The sequence below is a fragment of the Mesorhizobium sp. CA12 genome (assembly GCF_020165255.1).
Taxonomy (GTDB): domain Bacteria; phylum Pseudomonadota; class Alphaproteobacteria; order Rhizobiales; family Rhizobiaceae; genus Mesorhizobium.
Genome location: NZ_JAIUHT010000001.1, coordinates 37,416 through 53,018, shown reverse-complemented (window position 1 = coordinate 53,018; position 15,603 = coordinate 37,416). Strand labels below are relative to the sequence as shown.

At 65.2% G+C, this 15,603-nt stretch carries 12 protein-coding genes; all 12 read right to left on the bottom strand.

The genetic code is table 11. From position 1 onward, the window contains the following. Positions 1 to 335: 335 nt before the first annotated feature. The 12 genes from ftsZ to LB520_RS00180 all read right to left on the bottom strand — a co-directional run bounded on the left by ftsZ (position 336) and on the right by LB520_RS00180 (position 15,591). Positions 336 to 1,997, bottom strand: coding sequence for a cell division protein FtsZ (ftsZ, locus tag LB520_RS00235; RefSeq protein WP_095769000.1), 1,662 nt, complete (start codon positions 1,995 to 1,997; stop codon positions 336 to 338). A gap of 67 nt (positions 1,998 to 2,064) precedes the next feature. Then, on the bottom strand, positions 2,065 to 3,372 hold the full coding sequence (gene ftsA / locus LB520_RS00230) for a cell division protein FtsA (protein WP_224635992.1): 1,308 nt from the start codon (positions 3,370 to 3,372) through the stop codon (positions 2,065 to 2,067). Then, positions 3,369 to 4,313: a cell division protein FtsQ/DivIB gene (locus LB520_RS00225; RefSeq protein ID WP_224635991.1), complete on the bottom strand. Its 945-nt coding sequence runs from the start codon at positions 4,311 to 4,313 to the stop codon at positions 3,369 to 3,371. The genes ftsA and LB520_RS00225 overlap by 4 nt, the downstream gene beginning before the upstream one ends. Next, on the bottom strand, positions 4,301 to 5,227 hold the full coding sequence (locus tag LB520_RS00220) for a D-alanine--D-alanine ligase (protein ID WP_224635990.1): 927 nt from the start codon (positions 5,225 to 5,227) through the stop codon (positions 4,301 to 4,303). The genes LB520_RS00225 and LB520_RS00220 overlap by 13 nt, the downstream gene beginning before the upstream one ends. A 312-nt stretch (positions 5,228 to 5,539) precedes the next feature. After that, positions 5,540 to 6,505, bottom strand: coding sequence for a UDP-N-acetylmuramate dehydrogenase (gene murB, locus LB520_RS00215; RefSeq protein ID WP_224632939.1), 966 nt, complete (start codon positions 6,503 to 6,505; stop codon positions 5,540 to 5,542). Beyond that, positions 6,502 to 7,908 (bottom strand): UDP-N-acetylmuramate--L-alanine ligase, encoded by a 1,407-nt coding sequence (gene murC, locus LB520_RS00210; RefSeq protein ID WP_140839709.1) that lies wholly within the window; start codon positions 7,906 to 7,908, stop codon positions 6,502 to 6,504. Before murC ends, murB begins: the two co-directional genes overlap by 4 nt. Next, positions 7,905 to 9,029, bottom strand: coding sequence for an undecaprenyldiphospho-muramoylpentapeptide beta-N-acetylglucosaminyltransferase (murG, locus tag LB520_RS00205; protein WP_224635989.1), 1,125 nt, complete (start codon positions 9,027 to 9,029; stop codon positions 7,905 to 7,907). Before murG ends, murC begins: the two co-directional genes overlap by 4 nt. Positions 9,030 to 9,035: 6 nt before the next feature. Further along, positions 9,036 to 10,187, bottom strand: coding sequence for a putative lipid II flippase FtsW (gene ftsW, locus LB520_RS00200; RefSeq protein WP_095768993.1), 1,152 nt, complete (start codon positions 10,185 to 10,187; stop codon positions 9,036 to 9,038). Further along, the gene (gene murD, locus LB520_RS00195; RefSeq protein WP_224544827.1) at positions 10,187 to 11,587 is read right to left on the bottom strand and encodes a UDP-N-acetylmuramoyl-L-alanine--D-glutamate ligase; all 1,401 of its coding nucleotides are present in this window, start codon (positions 11,585 to 11,587) and stop codon (positions 10,187 to 10,189) included. Before murD ends, ftsW begins: the two co-directional genes overlap by 1 nt. 10 nt (positions 11,588 to 11,597) lie before the next feature. Further along, positions 11,598 to 12,680, bottom strand: a complete 1,083-nt coding sequence (gene mraY / locus LB520_RS00190) for a phospho-N-acetylmuramoyl-pentapeptide-transferase (RefSeq protein ID WP_095768991.1) — start codon at positions 12,678 to 12,680, stop codon at positions 11,598 to 11,600. A 26-nt stretch (positions 12,681 to 12,706) separates the two neighbouring features. Next, a complete protein-coding gene (locus tag LB520_RS00185) occupies positions 12,707 to 14,140 on the bottom strand; it encodes a UDP-N-acetylmuramoylalanyl-D-glutamyl-2,6-diaminopimelate--D-alanyl-D-alanine ligase (protein ID WP_224632941.1) in 1,434 nt (477 codons plus the stop codon). Next, positions 14,137 to 15,591 carry a UDP-N-acetylmuramoyl-L-alanyl-D-glutamate--2,6-diaminopimelate ligase gene (locus tag LB520_RS00180; protein WP_224632942.1) on the bottom strand — a complete coding sequence of 485 codons (1,455 nt, stop codon included), beginning with the start codon at positions 15,589 to 15,591 and terminating at the stop codon, positions 14,137 to 14,139. The genes LB520_RS00185 and LB520_RS00180 overlap by 4 nt, the downstream gene beginning before the upstream one ends. Between the last annotated feature and the right edge of the window lie 12 nt (positions 15,592 to 15,603).

The following is a 15,603-nucleotide window of genomic DNA, read 5'->3' as shown; positions in this document are numbered from 1 at the left end:
GCTCCATCGGCCTTGGGTATCTTGCAGTCAGACTGATGGTCTGACGCTCGCGCAAAGGCGGCAAAATAAGCAAGAGCACGCGGCTCTGTATAATCGGCAGGCAGGGCTACTCCCCGAATCCCGGCAAACCGACTTTAGGCCGTGGCGAAGATAGTGGCCCGCCCTGGAGACTCCAAATCACGGTTTCTTACCCCGTGTAACCACGGAAACGCATCAGAAACAGCTCGTAAAGCCTTGTTTTAAATGTCTTTTGCAAAAGCAACAGGCAGACGGTTTCTCGTCTGCCTGTTAACAACTGTTATATACCGTTAACGATTGGCGGTCCGCCGTATCGATCAGTTGGCCTGACGGCGCAGGAAGGCCGGGATTTCCAGCTGGTCGTCTTCCTGGACCGTGCGGGCCTGCGGCGTCAGCCGGCCCTGGTCGTCGAGCTGGCCGCGGCGCGGCGCATAGAGCGCAGGATCCTGGCTGGCGAGACGGCGCATCTCGGGCGCGGCCTGACGCAGCTTCGGCTCGCGCGGCTGCGCCGGCTGGAGCCGGGCCGGCTCTTCCTCGCGGCGGGTAAGGCCGTTGGTCAGCCGCTTGATCAGCCCCATCGGACCGCTGTTCTCATGGTCCGCCGGCCGGCTCTTGGCTTCGACTTCGGCCCTTACCACCGGCGGAAAGTCTTCCACGCGCGGCATACGCTGCGGCGCCGCGGCCACCGGCTGCGGCATCTCGCGCTGCGGCGCGGGCTGCTGCATGACCTGCTGCGGCACCACCGGCTGCGGCTGCGGCTGCGCAGGCGGGGCTTGGAAGATCTTGCTCTGCGGCCGGAAGTCGTCCATCGGCACGGCGCGCGGCTGCGCCATGGCGGCGGCATTTGCCTCGGCAAGCTGGATCGCCTCCGCGACCGGATCGGCCGCGCGCGGCTCATAGGCCTGCGGCTGAACCGGAGCGGGGCGGATTTCTGCCACCGGAGCCGCCGCCGGGCGGGCGGCCGGCTTCTGCGGCGCGCGAATCGAGATCGGCGCAGCCGCTATTTCGGCCGCCGACTTGTCGATGCCGGTGGCGACGACCGACACGCGGATCACGCCTTCCAGCTCTTCGTCGAAGGTGGCGCCCAGGATGATGTTGGCGTCCTGGTCGACTTCCTCGCGGATGCGGGTCGCGGCCTCGTCCACCTCGAACAGGGTGAGATCGCGGCCGCCGGTGATCGAGATCAGCAGGCCCTTGGCGCCCTTCATCGAGGTCTCGTCGAGCAGCGGGTTGGCGATGGCGGCTTCAGCGGCGGCCATCGCGCGGCCCTCGCCCGAAGCTTCGCCCGTGCCCATCATCGCCTTGCCCATCTCGCGCATCACCGAGCGGACGTCGGCGAAGTCGAGATTGATCAGGCCTTCCTTGACCATCAGGTCGGTGATGCAGGCGACGCCCGAGTAGAGCACCTGGTCGGCCATTGCGAAGGCATCGGCGAAGGTGGTCTTGTCATTGGCCAGCCGGAACAGGTTCTGGTTGGGGATGACGATCAGCGTATCGACGCATTTCTGCAGTTCCTCGATGCCCATGTCGGCCGTCTTCATGCGGCGCTGGCCCTCGAAATGGAACGGCTTGGTGACGACGCCGACGGTGAGGATGCCCTTCTCGCGCGCCGCGCGGGCAACGACCGGAGCGGCGCCCGTGCCGGTGCCGCCGCCCATGCCGGCGGTGACGAAGCACATATGGGTGTTGGAGAGATGATCGATGATCTCGTCGATGCACTCTTCCGCCGCCGCGCGGCCGACTTCCGGCTGCGAGCCGGCGCCGAGGCCTTCGGTGACATGCGCGCCGAGTTGGATCAGCCGCTCGGCCTTGGACATCGTCAGCGCCTGCGCGTCGGTGTTGGCCACCACGAACTCGACGCCGCGCAGGCCGGCTGTGATCATGTTGTTCACGGCATTGCCGCCGCCGCCGCCGACACCGAACACGGTGATGCGTGGCTTGAGCTCGGTGATGTCCGGCTTCTGCAGATTGATGGTCATTGTCTCCGTCCTTTGCCTTTCCCGCCGCCTCGCCGCTGCGGCCGCCTATGGGGCTGTCCCCGTCAAATTAAAAACTGTCTCTCAACCACTGACTCATGCGATGCAGTTTTCCGCCCGTTCCGGTCATCCTGAAACCGGAAAGTCCTTTCGCCGAATGGCTCTCGAAGCTCGCCATCTGCGGATAGATCATCAGTCCGACCGGGGTCGAGAACGCCGGTCCCTTTGCCGCCTCAGGCAGCCCTGCGACGCCCAGCGGCCGGCCGATGCGCACATTGCGCCCGAGAATGCGGCGCGCCGCTTCCGGCAGGCCGGCGAGCTGGCTTGCGCCGCCGGTGAGCACCACCCGCTTGCCGACGGCATTGCCGTAGCCGGACTTGTTCAGCCGGTCGCGCAGAAGCTCCAGCGTCTCGTCGATGCGGGCGCGGATGATGCGCGTCATTACCGAGCGCGGGATCTGCAGCGGCACATCGCCTTCCTCGCCGATCGGCTGGATCGAGACGAGGTCGCGGTCGTCGGCGCTGCCGGGCAGCGCCGAGCCATGCATCACCTTCAGCCGTTCCGCGGCGTCGAGCGAGGTCGACAGGCCCTTGGCCATGTCGAGCGTCACATGGTTGCCGCCGATGGCGATCGCGTCGCCATGGACGAACTTGCCCTCCGAGAAGACCGAGATGGTCGTCGTGCCGCCGCCCATATCGATGCAGGCCGCGCCCATTTCGAGCTCGTCGTCGACCAGCGAGGCAAGCCCGCTGGCATAGGGCGTCGCCACCATGCGCTCGACAGACAGATGCGAGCGATTGATGCAAAGCTCCAGATTTCGCATCGGCGCCGCGTCGCCCGTCAGCACATGCATGTCGACGCCAAGCGCATCGCCTATCATGCCGCGCGGGTCGCGCATGCCGCGCTCGCCGTCGAGCGAGAAACCGACGGGCAGCGAATGGATCACCTCGCGCTCCGCCCTGAGCGCCTGCTTGGCGCCGGCGGCGAGCACGCGCTTGATGTCGACTTCCTCGACCTGATGGCCGCCGAGATTGATCGTCGCCGAGAAGGCTTCGCTCTTCAGCCGGCCGGCCGTCATGTTGACGATGAGGGAATCGACGGTGAGCCCGGCCATGCGCTCGGCCGCATCGACGGCAAGCCGGATGGCATGCTCGGCGCGATCGAGATCGACCACCACGCCGGACTTCACGCCTTGCGATTTCTGGTGGCCGATGCCGATCACCTGGATGCGATGCGAACGTCCGCGCAGCAGCTTGCCGTCCTCGTTCGGCTTCAGCTTCGCCACGACGCAGCAAACCTTGCTGGAGCCGACATCGAGCACAGTGAGCGTGCCCGACCGGCGCGAAGAAGCGTCGCTGCCGCCGCCAAGCCAGCTCATATCTTTCTCTCCACCTTGCGCTTGGCCAGGGACTTCGGCTTGTCGCTGAGCGCTGCTTCGCGCTGTGTCGCCGCTTCCGGCGACAGCTCCACGACCAGCCGGTCGGAAAGCCGCATGTCGACGGCGGCGATGTCGCGGGTCAGCAATCCGTTGTCATGGTCGATCTTGACGAGCTCGGCGATCGCCTGGTCCTCGCCGTCTTCCGGCAGCTTGATCGTGATGCCGTTCTCAAGCCTCAGGTCCCAGCGCCGTTCGCCGACCCGAATGTAGCCTTTGACCCGCGCCGCAAGCTCGGGATAGCGCTCGATCTTGGCGAGGAAGGCCGGCGCCATGGCCGGCGCGCCGGTGCCGATGATCAGCGGCAGCAGCGCCTGCTTGCCGCCCGAGAACGGCGCGATCATCTCGCCCGATCGCTCGATGACCGAGACCGAGGTGCCCTGCTGCCAAAGCGCGAAGGGTTGGCGCTCCTCTATGCGCACTTCCAGCGTATGCGGGTAGATCTTGCGCACAGCGGCTCCCTCGACCCACGGCAGCGTCGCGATGCGCGCGCGCGCGGCCTCGGCGTCGAAGCCGATCAGCGAGGTCCAGCCGTCGAGGCCGAGCCGGTCGAGCACATCGATCTCGGAGGTCTGGCGGTTGCCGACCACCTTGATTTGGTCGACGGCAAAGCCGGTGCGCGCCGTCACACCCTGCACGATGCTGTCGGCGTAGCCGCCGAGATAGGCGCCGTAGGCGCTGCTGGACGCGATCAGCGCAGCGGAAAGGATCGCCGCCGAAAAGCGCGGCGCCTCATACTCTCCGCTGCACAAACGCGCCAGCACGCGCATCGGCCGGCGAAGCTGACGCGGCAGCACGAAACGGTCGAATGACAGCGACATACCGAACAGCGCGAGACCAGCCGCGCCGACGCCATTACCCTGCCCCAACCTCAACGCAGACACGAAGCGTCCTCCACCATCCAACTCAACAAATCGCCGAACGAATGTCCCGCTTGCGCGGCGATTTCAGGCACCAGAGACGTCGGCGTCATGCCCGGCTGAGTGTTGACCTCGAGCCAGACAATCTCGCCGTTTTCGGAGTGGCGATCGTCGTAACGGAAGTCCGATCGGGAGACGCCCCGGCAACCAATGGCAAGATGAGCCTTGAGGGCCAGTGTCTGTATTTTTTGGTAAATATTCGGTGAAATTTTAGCAGGGATTTCGTGTTTTGATCCGCCGGGAACGTATTTTGAATCGTAATCGTAGAAGGAATGCCCGGTCGGGATGATCTCGCAGACGCCGAGCGCCACATCGCCCATCACCGCGCAGGTCAATTCGCGGCCATGAATGTAGCGCTCGACCATGACGATCTCGCCATATTGCCATTCCGTGGAGCCGATCACCTGCGGCGGATGCGACTGCCCCTCATGCACGATGACCACGCCGAAGCTCGACCCCTCATTGACCGGCTTGACCACATAAGGCGGCTTCATCGGATGCTTGTTCTGGACGGCGAAGCGGTTGACCACCTTCGACTCCGCGACCGGAATGCCGGACGCCTTGGCGATTTTCTTGGCCTGCTCCTTGTTCATGGCCAAGGCCGAAGCGAGCACACCCGAATGGGTGTAGGGAATTGCGAGATATTCGAGAATTCCCTGGATGGTGCCGTCCTCGCCGAACGGACCGTGCAGCGCGTTAAAAGCGACATCAGGCTTGAGCTCGGCAAGCACAGACCCGACATCGCGCGAAACATCGACCCGGGTGACCTGATAGCCTTCATTCTCGAGCGCATCCGCACACGCCTTCCCCGAGGACAGAGACACGGGCCGCTCCGAGGAGAATCCACCCAGGAGGACAGCCACATGCTTCTTCTTCATCCCGTCATCCCCTCTCACGCCGGGCCTGCAACCGATATTCCCGCACCGCATTTCCAAACATTGAGTCCGAGCGCTCCGGCAGGTTGCCCCCCCAGACGGAAAACGCGGCTTAACGCGTCGAACGACTCAAATCAGGAAACGCTTTAGGGCAGAGAATCAGAGAGTTGATTCGCTGGCAAGTACCTATGATTCCGAGAGATTCACTTTCCGCGAAAACAGCCGCAAAAAGTGAATTGTGAGTCTTTGAGGCAACGGTTCTACGGCTGTTTCAGATCACTGGAAGTTCAAGCATCACATGAACTTAAGCCTAAGCTAAAGAAGCTGCCCGAGAAACTCCTGCACCGCATGGCCGGGCCTGAAATTGCCGAGGCGCTTGATCTCCCAGTGCAGCCGGATGCCCGAATTCTCGAGCACCCGCGCCCGCACCGTCTCGCCCAGATATTCGAGGTCGTAGCCGGTGGCCGTGCCGGTGTTGATCATGAAGTTGCAATGCATCGGCGACATCTGCGCGCCGCCGATCATCAGCCCGCGGCAGCCGGCCTTGTCGATCTCCTTCCACGCCGAGGTGCCTTCCGGATTCTGGAAGGTCGAGCCGCCGGTCTTCTCCCTGATCGGCTGCACCGTCTCGCGATGGTTCTGCACGGCATCCATTGCCGCCTTGATCGCCGCCTTGTCTTCCGCAAACCCTTCGAAAATGGCCGAGGTGAAGATCAGTCCTGCAGGCGCGGACGAATGGCGATAGGCATAGCCCATATCGGCATTGCTCAGCGTATGGAGATTGCCCCTGCGGTCCAGGGCCCTCACCTCGACGACCCGCTCACGCGTCTCGACGCCGTTGGCGCCGGCATTCATCCTGAGCGCGCCGCCGACAGCGCCAGGAATGCCGTGATAGAAATGGAAGCCGCCAATGCCGGCTTCATACGCCACCGCCGCGAGGCGCTTGTCCGGCGTCGCCGCGCCGGCTTTGATCGTGATCGGCCCGGTGGTCTCGGCCTCGCCGAAACCCTTGGCCGAGAGCCTGACGACAAAACCCGGAATGCCGCCGTCGCGCACCAGAAGGTTCGAGCCGACGCCGACCACCACGACCGGTATCTCTTCCGGCACCGCGCGCAGGAAGGCCGCGAGGTCCTCCTCGTCGGCCGGCTGGAACAGCGCCTCGGCGAGGCCGCCGGCCCGGAACCAGGTGATCTTGTCCATCTCGGCGTTCGGCGTGATACGGCCGCGCAGGCCGGCAAGCTTGTCGCCGAGTTTATCGATCAGGTCCTGGCCGCGCATCATGAGGGCGTCCCACCAAGTTCCTTGGGCAGCGCATAGGCCCATTGCGTGATGTTGCCGGCGCCGAGGAAGACGACGAAATCGCCGGGCTTGGCAAGCTCGCGAATGGCGGGCGCGATTGCTGCCTGACCATCGATATAGCGTGCGTCGCGGTGGCCGCCGGAGCGGATGCGCGACACCAACGCGTCGGAAGTCACGCCTTCGATGGGTTCCTCGCCGGCCGCGTAGACCGGCGCCACCATGACCGTGTCGGCGTCGTTGAAGCAGACCGAGAATTCCTCGAAGAGATCGTGAAGCCGGGTGAAGCGATGCGGCTGCGCGATGGCGATGACACGCCCCTTGGTCGCGCTGCGCGCGGCCTTCAGCACCGCCGCGATCTCGACCGGGTGGTGGCCGTAATCGTCGAACACCTCGACACCGTTCCACGAGCCCGTACGGGTGAAGCGCCGCTTGACGCCCGCGAAGGACGAAAGGCCCTTCTTGATCGCCTCGGCCGAGAGGCCAAGCTCATGCGCCACCGCGATCGCCGCCGTCGCGTTGGAGACGTTGTGCCGGCCGGGCATCGGCAGGCGCAGGTCATTTATCGACGTCGTGCCCCGCCCCTTGCGATCGCGGATGACGATATCGAATTCGGAAATCGCGCCTTGCATGCGATGATTGGTGAAGCGCACGTCGGCCTGCGCGTTCTCGCCATAGGTGATGACGCGCCGATCCTCGATGCGGCCGACCAGCGCCTGCACTTCCGGATGGTCGGTGCACATCACGCCGAAACCGTAGAACGGCACGTTCTCGACGAACTGGCGGAACGCCTCGCGCACCTTGTCGAAGCTCCCATAGTGGTCGAGATGCTCGGGATCGATGTTGGTGACGACGGCGATGTCGGCCGGCAGTTTCAGGAAGGTGCCGTCGCTCTCGTCGGCTTCGACCACCATCCACTCGCCGTCGCCCATGCGGGCATTGGTGCCGTAGGCGTTGATGATGCCGCCATTGATGACGGTCGGGTCGAGCCCGCCGGCCTCGAGCAGCGTCGCCACCATCGAGGTGGTCGTCGTCTTGCCATGCGTGCCGCCGATGGCGACCGCCTGGCGGAAACGCATCAGTTCGGCCAGCATCTCGGCCCGGCGCACGATCGGCAAAAGCTTCTCGCGCGCGGCCTTGAGCTCCGGGTTGGACTTCTTGATCGCGGTCGAAACAACCACGACTTCGGCATCGCCGACATTCTCGGCCTTGTGGCCGACGAAGCATTCGATGCCCTTGTCGCGCAACCGCTGCACATTGGCGCCGTCGGCCTGGTCGGACCCTTGCACCTTGTAGCCCAGATTGTGCAGCACCTCGGCGATGCCGCTCATGCCGATGCCGCCGATGCCGATGAAATGCACAAGGCCGATCGTCTGCGGCATCTTCATGGGCGCGTCCTCCTGTAGTCCGAAACCGTTTTGCCGGACGCAATAGCCTCTGTCAGATCGGCGAGCAACCGCGCCGCGTTCGGTTTCCCGGCCGAGCGGGCGGCGGCGGCCATGGTCGCCAGCCGGTTCGGGTCCTTGACCAGCCCGCCGACCAGCTCGGCGATGCGCGCCGCCGACAGCGTCGACTGCGGATGGAGCTCGGCTCCCCCGGCGGCGGCAAGGGCTGCCGCATTCGCCGACTGATCGTGGTCGAGCGCGTGCGGATAAGGCACCAGCAGTGCCGGCCGGCCGATGACGGCGATTTCCGAAACCGTCGAGGCGCCGGAACGCGACATCACCAGATGCGCCGCCCCGATGCGCGCCGCCATGTCAGTAAAGAAGGGCGAAACCTGGGCGTCGACGCCGAGATCGGCATAGGCCGCCTTCACCCGCGCCACATCCTCGGCGCGCGCCTGCTGGGTGATGACCAGCCGCTTGCGCAGGTCTTGCGGCAGCAGCGCGATCGCCGCCGGCACGGCATCGGAAAAGAACTGCGCGCCCTGACTGCCGCCGAACACCAGGAAGCGGAACGGCTCGCCCTCGTTCGAAACCACGTAAGGCGTTTTCGCCGCATCGAGGACCTGCGGCCTGACCGGATTGCCGGTGGTCACCGTCTTTGCGCCGTCAGCGCTTGCGCCTTCCGGCAGGAAACCGCCGGCAATCGCATCCACGCGGCCGGCAAGCGCCTTGTTGGCGCGGCCCATGACGGCGTTCTGCTCATGGATCAGCGTCGGCACTTTTCGCCTTGTCGCGGCATAGAGCGGCGGCAGCGTCGGATAGCCGCCGAAGCCGACGACAGCCTCCGGCTTGATCCTGGCGATTACACCGCCGGCCTCCCGCACGCCCTGCCAGATCTTCCAGAAGGCCGAGAGCATGGCGACTGGGTTCTTCGAACCCAGCGTTGCCGAGGGGATGGTGTGAATGTCGGCTGCCGGGAAATGGCGGGAATAGCGCTCGGCGCGATTGTCGGTGGCAAGATGCACCTTCCAGCCGCGCTCGATCAGCTCATGCGCCAGCGCCTCGGCCGGAAACAGATGTCCGCCCGTTCCGCCGGCCGCAAGCAGGATGACACCCTTCGCCATCCTGCCTCATTCCGCCGGCATTGCGCGCTGCGAAAGGACGAAGCCCATCTGCTTGCGCTTTTCCGGACGCTTGCGCGTCAAGGCGAGCACCATGCCCATCGAGACGGCGATGGCGATCTGCGAGGAGCCGCCATAGGAGATGAAGGGCAGCGTCATGCCCTTGGCCGGCATCAGCTGCAGGTTCACGCACATGTTGATGGCCGATTGCAGGCCGAAGACGGTGACGAGGCCGCCCACCGCATAGCGGGTGAAATCGTCCTGTTCCTTGAGCGCGATGCTCAGGCCGCGCAGCACGATGAAGGCGAAGATCGACATGATGAAGAAGCACATTATGAGGCCGAACTCCTCGCCGGCGACCGAGAAGACGAAGTCGGCGTGGCTATCGGGGATGACCCGCTTCACCGTGCCCTCGCCCGGGCCGACGCCGAACCAGCCGCCATTGATCAGCGCCTCGCGGCCCATATCGACCTGGAAGGTGTCGCCTTCGCCGGTCATGAACTTGTCGATGCGCGCGGCGACGTGCGGAAATACCGTATAGGCCGCGAACACGCCGCCGACCCCGGCAGCCCCCAGCGCGACGATCCAGAACCAGGGCAGGCCGGCCATGAAGAACATCACGCCCCAGGTGCCCAGCACCAGCATGGTCTGGCCGAGATCGGGCTGAGCCACCAGAAGCGAGATGACCAGCGCCAGCAAAAGCATGGCGAACAGATTGCCGGGAATGTCGGGCTGGCGCCTGTGCTCCGCAAACAGCCAGGCGCAGATGACGACGAAGGCCGGTTTCAGGAACTCGGACGGCTGGATGGAAAGGCCTGCAAGCGACACCCAGCGCCGTGCTCCCTTCACCTCGACGCCGATGTAGAGCACCGCCACCATCAGCACCAGCATGATGCAGATCATCACCAGCGACATGCGCCTTATCTGCCGCGCCTCCAGGAAAGAGACTGCCAGCATCACGATAAGCGCCGGGATGGTGAAGATGATCTGGCGTGTGGCGAAGTGGAAGCTGTCGAGGCCGATGCGCTCGGCCACCGCCGGGCTTGCGGCGAAGGACAGCACGATGCCCAGTCCCATCAGCGACAGGAATGCCGCCAGGAACCAGCGATCGATCGTCCACCACCAGGTGGCGACAGGACTTTTGTCGAGACGGCTTTGCATCAACGTGGCCCTCCGATGGATTTCACCCCATCAATAGCAGTCGCAGCTTGCCTGAAGGCTTCGCCGCGAACTTCGAAATTCTTGAACTGGTCGAAACTGGCGCAAGCCGGCGAAAGCAGCACCACGGCCTCGCCGCCGGTGTCCTTTGCCGCGTCGTTGGCGGCATGCTCGACCGCCGCCGCCAGCGTTCCGGATATTTCGTAGGGTACTGCCTCGCCGAGCGTCGCCGAGAAGGCTGGCGCCGCCTCGCCGATCAGATAGGCCTTGGCGATGCGCGGGAAGAAGCCGCGCAGCGGCTCGATGCCGCCTTCCTTGGGCAGGCCGCCGGCGATCCAGTAGACGCGGTTGAAACTCGACAGCGCGGGTGCGGCCGCATCGGCATTGGTCGCCTTGGAATCGTTGACGAACAGCACATGGTCCTTGCGGCCGACCTGCTCCATGCGATGCGCCAGCCCCGGGAAGCTCTCGAGGCCGGCCTGGATCTCGCCGAGATCGAGGCCGATCCTCAGGCACGCGGCGACGGCGGCCAGCGCGTTCTGCGCGTTGTGCTGGCCGCGCAGCGACCCGATGCCTTCGAGGAAGGCGACGCGGCTGTAGCGGCCGTGCACGGCTTCCATCAGATTGGTACCGTCGGCGAAATAGCCGTCCGTCAAAGGCAGGCGCTTGGAAATGCGGATGACCTGCCGGCCGGCGCGCTCCAGTCGGTCGGCGATCTGGGCGCACCAGGAATCGTCGACGCCGACGATCGCGGTGTCGCTGCCGGCGACCAGCCTCTCCTTGATCGAGGCATAATGCGCCATCGTGCCGTGCCGGTCGAGATGGTCTGGCGTAAGGTTGAGCAGGATGCCGGCGGTCGGATTGATGGAGGGCGCGAGATCGATCTGGTAGGACGAGCACTCGACCACATAGTGCCGCGTCGGCTCGGGCGGATCGAGCGTCATGACGGCACGACCGATATTGCCGCCCATCTGCGTGTCGCGGCCCGCCGACTTCAGGATATGCGCCGTCAGCGCCGTCGTCGTCGACTTGCCGTTGGTTCCGGTAATCGCGATGAAGGGTGCTGCCGGCGCGTGGCTGTTGCGTTCGCGGCAGAACAGCTCGATATCGCCGATCACCTCGACGCCGGCGCCGCGCGCCAGCTCCACCGTCCAATGCGGCTTCGGATGCGTCAGCGGCACCCCCGGCGACAGCACGAAGGCGGCGAAATGCGGCCAGTCGGCCGCGCGCAGATCTCCGGTCGTAATCCCCGCGGCCGCTGCCTTGGCGACGCTGTCCGGATTGTCGTCCCAGGCCAGCACCTCGGCGCCGCCTGCGATCAGCGCATGCGCGGTGGCGATCCCCGAGCCGCCAAGCCCGAAGAGCGAAATGCGTTTGCCTGAAAAGGAAGCAGCGGGGATCAAGCAGCGAGTCCTATCTGAGCTTGAGGGTGGACAGGCCGACCAGCGCCAGGATGACGGCAATGATCCAGAAGCGTATCACCACCTGGCTTTCGGTCCAGCCGAGCTTTTCAAAATGGTGATGGATCGGCGCCATCAGGAAGACCCGCTTGCCGGTCATCTTGAAATAGCCGACCTGGATGATGACCGACAGGATCTCGACCACGAACAGGCCGCCGACGATCACCAGCACGATCTCGTGCTTGGTAGCGACCGCGATGGTGCCGATCAGCCCGCCCATCGCCAGCGAGCCGGTGTCGCCCATGAAGATCGCGGCCGGCGGCGCGTTGAACCAAAGGAAGCCGAGGCCCGCGCCAATCACCGCGCCGAGCACGACGGCGAGCTCACCGGTGCCGGGAACGAAATGGATCTGCAGATATTCGGCGAACACCGCGTTGCCCGAAAGATAGGCGATGACGCCGAAGGACGCCGCCGCGATCATGATCGGCACGATCGCCAAGCCGTCGAGGCCGTCGGTCAGGTTCACCGCATTGCCGGCGCCAACGATGACGAAGCAGGAGAACGGCACGAAGAACCAGCCGAGGTTGATCAGGAATTCCTTGGCGAAGGGAAAGGTCAGCGACGACGAGAACGGCGCCTGGCCGTTATGCATGATCACCCAGGCCGCGATGGCGGCGATGACGAACTCGATCGCCAGGCGGGCCTTGCCGGAGAAGCCCAGATGCGACTGCTTGGTGACCTTGAGATAGTCGTCGTAGAAGCCGATCGAGCCGAAGCCGACGGTGACCAGCAACACGACCCAGACATAGATGCTGGACAGGTTTGCCCATAAGAGCGACGAACCGATGATGCCGGACAGGATCATCAGCCCGCCCATGGTCGGCGTTCCGGCCTTCTTGAAATGCGTCTGCGGGCCGTCGGCGCGGATCGGCTGGCCCTTGCCTTGCCGCAGGCGCAGCGAATTGATGATCGTCGGCCCAAAGATGAAGACGATCAGCGCAGACGTGATCAGCGCGCCACCTGTACGAAAAGTGATGTAGCGGAAGACGTTGAAGAACGAGATCTTGTCCGCGAAATCGACGAGCAGTGTGAACATGGTCCTTCCGTCCCCCGGAGCCCGACCTAGGCCGGCTTAATGTTTGTGGCTTCCGCCGGAAATTTGCCGAGCAATGCCTCGACCAGCTTTGAAAACCCGATGCCCTTCGACGACTTGACCATCACCACGTCGCCGGGCCTGAGCGCGGCGATCACGATCGGCTTCAGTTCTTCCGCTCCCGATCGATACTCGGTTGCAATGTCTGACGGCAGGGCCTCGGCCAGCGCCTGCATTTCCGGCCCGCCGAGAAAGACGTTGCGCGTGCCCGTGCCGACGATCAGCTTGGCAAGCGCTGCGTGGAGATCTGCCGAATGGCTGCCGAGCTCCAGCATGTCGCCGAGCACGGCGATGCGCCGGCCCTCGCCCGCGACCGGCGTGGCGTTGAGCAGCGCCATTGCCGCCGCCATCGACGCCGGATTGGCGTTGTAGCTCTCGTCGATCAGCGTGATCGGCCCGTTGGGATGATGCAGGATATGGCGCCGGCCCCGCCCGCGCTCGGCCGAAAGATCTGCCAGTGCCGCCGCGACCTTGTCGAGGTCGGCGCCGACCAGCTGCGCGGCGCCCAGCACCGCCAGCACGTTCTGCACGATATGGCGGCCGGGCGCCCCTACACGGGCGCTCAGATCCCTCTTGCCGATCTTGACGGCGATGTCGGAATGGTCGGCATGAAGCTCGCAGCCGACAAGGCGGAACGCCGAGCGGACATTTTCGCCGAAGCCGAAGACATGCTCGACACCCGCCTCTTTCGCCATTTTGCCGAGCAGCTTCCAGCGTGGATCGTCGCGGTTGAGCAGCGCGGCGCCACCCGGCTCGATTCCCTCGAAAATCTCGGCCTTAGCCATGGCGATCTCGTCGAGATTCTTGAAGAAGCCGAGATGAGCGGCGGCGATTATGGTCACGATGGCGACATGCGGCCTGACCATCTTGACCAGCGGCCGGATCTCGCCCGGATGGTTCATGCCGATCTCGAAGACAGCATAGTCGCAGTCCTGCGGCATGCGCGCCAGCGTCAGCGGCACGCCCCAATGGTTGTTGAACGACTGCGCCGAAGCGTGCACCTTGCCGACCGCCGACAGCACATGGCGCAGCGCTTCCTTGGTGGTCGTCTTGCCGGCCGATCCCGTGACCGCGATGGTCCTGGCCTTCGAGCGGACGCGGGCCGCGACGCCGAGCTTCTCAAGCGCTGCAAGCACGTCCTGCACGACGATCATCGGCGCCGTCAGCCGGCCGAGCGACGGCAGCTTGCCCTCGGCGACGACCAGCACCGCCGCTCCGGCTTTGACCGCCGCTGTCGCGAAATCATGGCCGTCCATCGCTTCGCCCTTGATGGCGAAGAAGGCGTTTCCCGGCTCCAGGCTGCGGCTGTCGATCGAAATGCCGGTGATGCCCTCCGGCAGCAAGCCGATCGGCCTGCCGCCCATGGCTTCGACGAGCGCTTCCGACGTCCACAGCAGGTTCATGCGGCACGCTCCTTGAGCGCCTCACGCACTTCCTCATGGTCGGAGAAGTGAAAGGTTTCGGTGCCGACGGTCTGGCCTTCCTCATGTCCCTTGCCGGCGACGATGAGCGTGTCGCCGGCGCGAAGCATCGCCACCGCCTCGCGGATCGCCTTGCGGCGGTCGCCGATCTCGATGGCGCCGGGCGCGGCAGCAAGGATCGCGGCGCGGATGGTCTCGGGCACTTCGGTGCGCGGGTTGTCGTCGGTGACGATGACGACATCGGCGAGCCGGGTCGCGATCTCGCCCATGATCGGCCTTTTTCCCCGGTCGCGGTCGCCGCCGCAGCCGAACACCACGACGACGCGCCCCGTGGTGAAAGGCCGGACCGAGGTCAGCACATTCTCCAGCGCATCGGGCTTGTGGGCGTAGTCGACATAAACGGGAGCGCCGGCCGCGGTGGCACCGACGAGGTCGAGCCGGCCCGGCGCACCCTTCAATTTCTCCAATGCCGCCAAGGCCTTGCCCGCGGGTGTTCCAGTCGCGATAGCAAGCCCGGCCGAGACCAGCGCGTTGGCGATCTGGAAATCGCCGGCCAAAGGCAGGTCGACCTCGTGCAGCACGCCGTCGGCCACGATTTCGGCGCGCTGGCGATGCCGCTCATGCTCGACCCGCTTCAGCGTCAGGAAATCGCCATGGCGGCCGACGGTCAGCACTTCCAGCCCCGCCGCTTTCGCGGCTTCGATGGTCGGCTCCGACCACGGATCGTCGGCAAAGACGATGGCGGGCGCGCCCTTCGGCAGCAGCGTGTCGAACAGGCGCAGCTTGGCGCGGTGATAATCCTCGACCGTGGGATGGTAGTCCATATGGTCGCGGCCGAGATTGGTGAAAGCGCCGGCCGCGAGCTTCACGCCGTCGAGGCGGCGCTGGTCGAGACCGTGGCTTGAGGCTTCCATCGAGGCGTGGGTGACGCCCGCATCCGCCAGTTCCTTGAGCAATCGGTGAAGCGCCACCGGGTCGGGCGTCGTCAGCGAGCCATATTCGTTGCGGCCGGGCGCTACGACGCCGGTCGTGCCGATCGAGGCGGCGGCAAAACCCGCCTGCTCCCAGATCTGGCGGGTGAAGGCGGCGACGGATGTCTTGCCGGCGGTGCCGGTGACGGCGACCATGGTCTGCGGCTGGCGTCCGAAGAAGCGCGCCGCGCTGAGCGCCAGCGCCAGGCGCGGATCATCGACGGCAAGGACCGGGATCGACAGGCTGGAGACGCTCGCGCCCTTGCCGGTGACGATCGCCGCGGCGCCGCAGGCCGCGGCGTCGGCCGCATAGGCCGAGCCGTCGGCCTTACTGCCGGCAAGCGCGAAGAAGACGACGCCGGACTTGACCGCGCGGGAATCGGAGGAAAGTCCGGTCACCTCCAGATCGGGGAAAGCTGTTCCCTCGACAGGCAGGATACCGGCTAGATCTTTTAGATGCATTGAGTCCCGTTC

Bases quoted from the DNA above. Each gene is read 5' to 3' on its own strand.
- murG (WP_224635989.1), bottom strand. From the start codon at position 9,029: ATGGCGAAGGGTGTCATCCTGCTTGCGGCCGGCGGAACGGGCGGACAT.
- LB520_RS00180 (WP_224632942.1), bottom strand. From the start codon at position 15,591: ATGCATCTAAAAGATCTAGCCGGTATCCTGCCTGTCGAGGGAACAGCT.
- murC (WP_140839709.1), bottom strand. From the start codon at position 7,908: ATGAAGATGCCGCAGACGATCGGCCTTGTGCATTTCATCGGCATCGGC.
- LB520_RS00185 (WP_224632941.1), bottom strand. From the start codon at position 14,140: ATGAACCTGCTGTGGACGTCGGAAGCGCTCGTCGAAGCCATGGGCGGC.
- ftsA (WP_224635992.1), bottom strand. From the start codon at position 3,372: ATGAGCTGGCTTGGCGGCGGCAGCGACGCTTCTTCGCGCCGGTCGGGC.
- murB (WP_224632939.1), bottom strand. From the start codon at position 6,505: ATGATGCGCGGCCAGGACCTGATCGATAAACTCGGCGACAAGCTTGCC.
- ftsW (WP_095768993.1), bottom strand. From the start codon at position 10,187: ATGCAAAGCCGTCTCGACAAAAGTCCTGTCGCCACCTGGTGGTGGACG.
- LB520_RS00220 (WP_224635990.1), bottom strand. From the start codon at position 5,227: ATGAAGAAGAAGCATGTGGCTGTCCTCCTGGGTGGATTCTCCTCGGAG.
- mraY (WP_095768991.1), bottom strand. From the start codon at position 12,680: ATGTTCACACTGCTCGTCGATTTCGCGGACAAGATCTCGTTCTTCAAC.
- ftsZ (WP_095769000.1), bottom strand. From the start codon at position 1,997: ATGACCATCAATCTGCAGAAGCCGGACATCACCGAGCTCAAGCCACGC.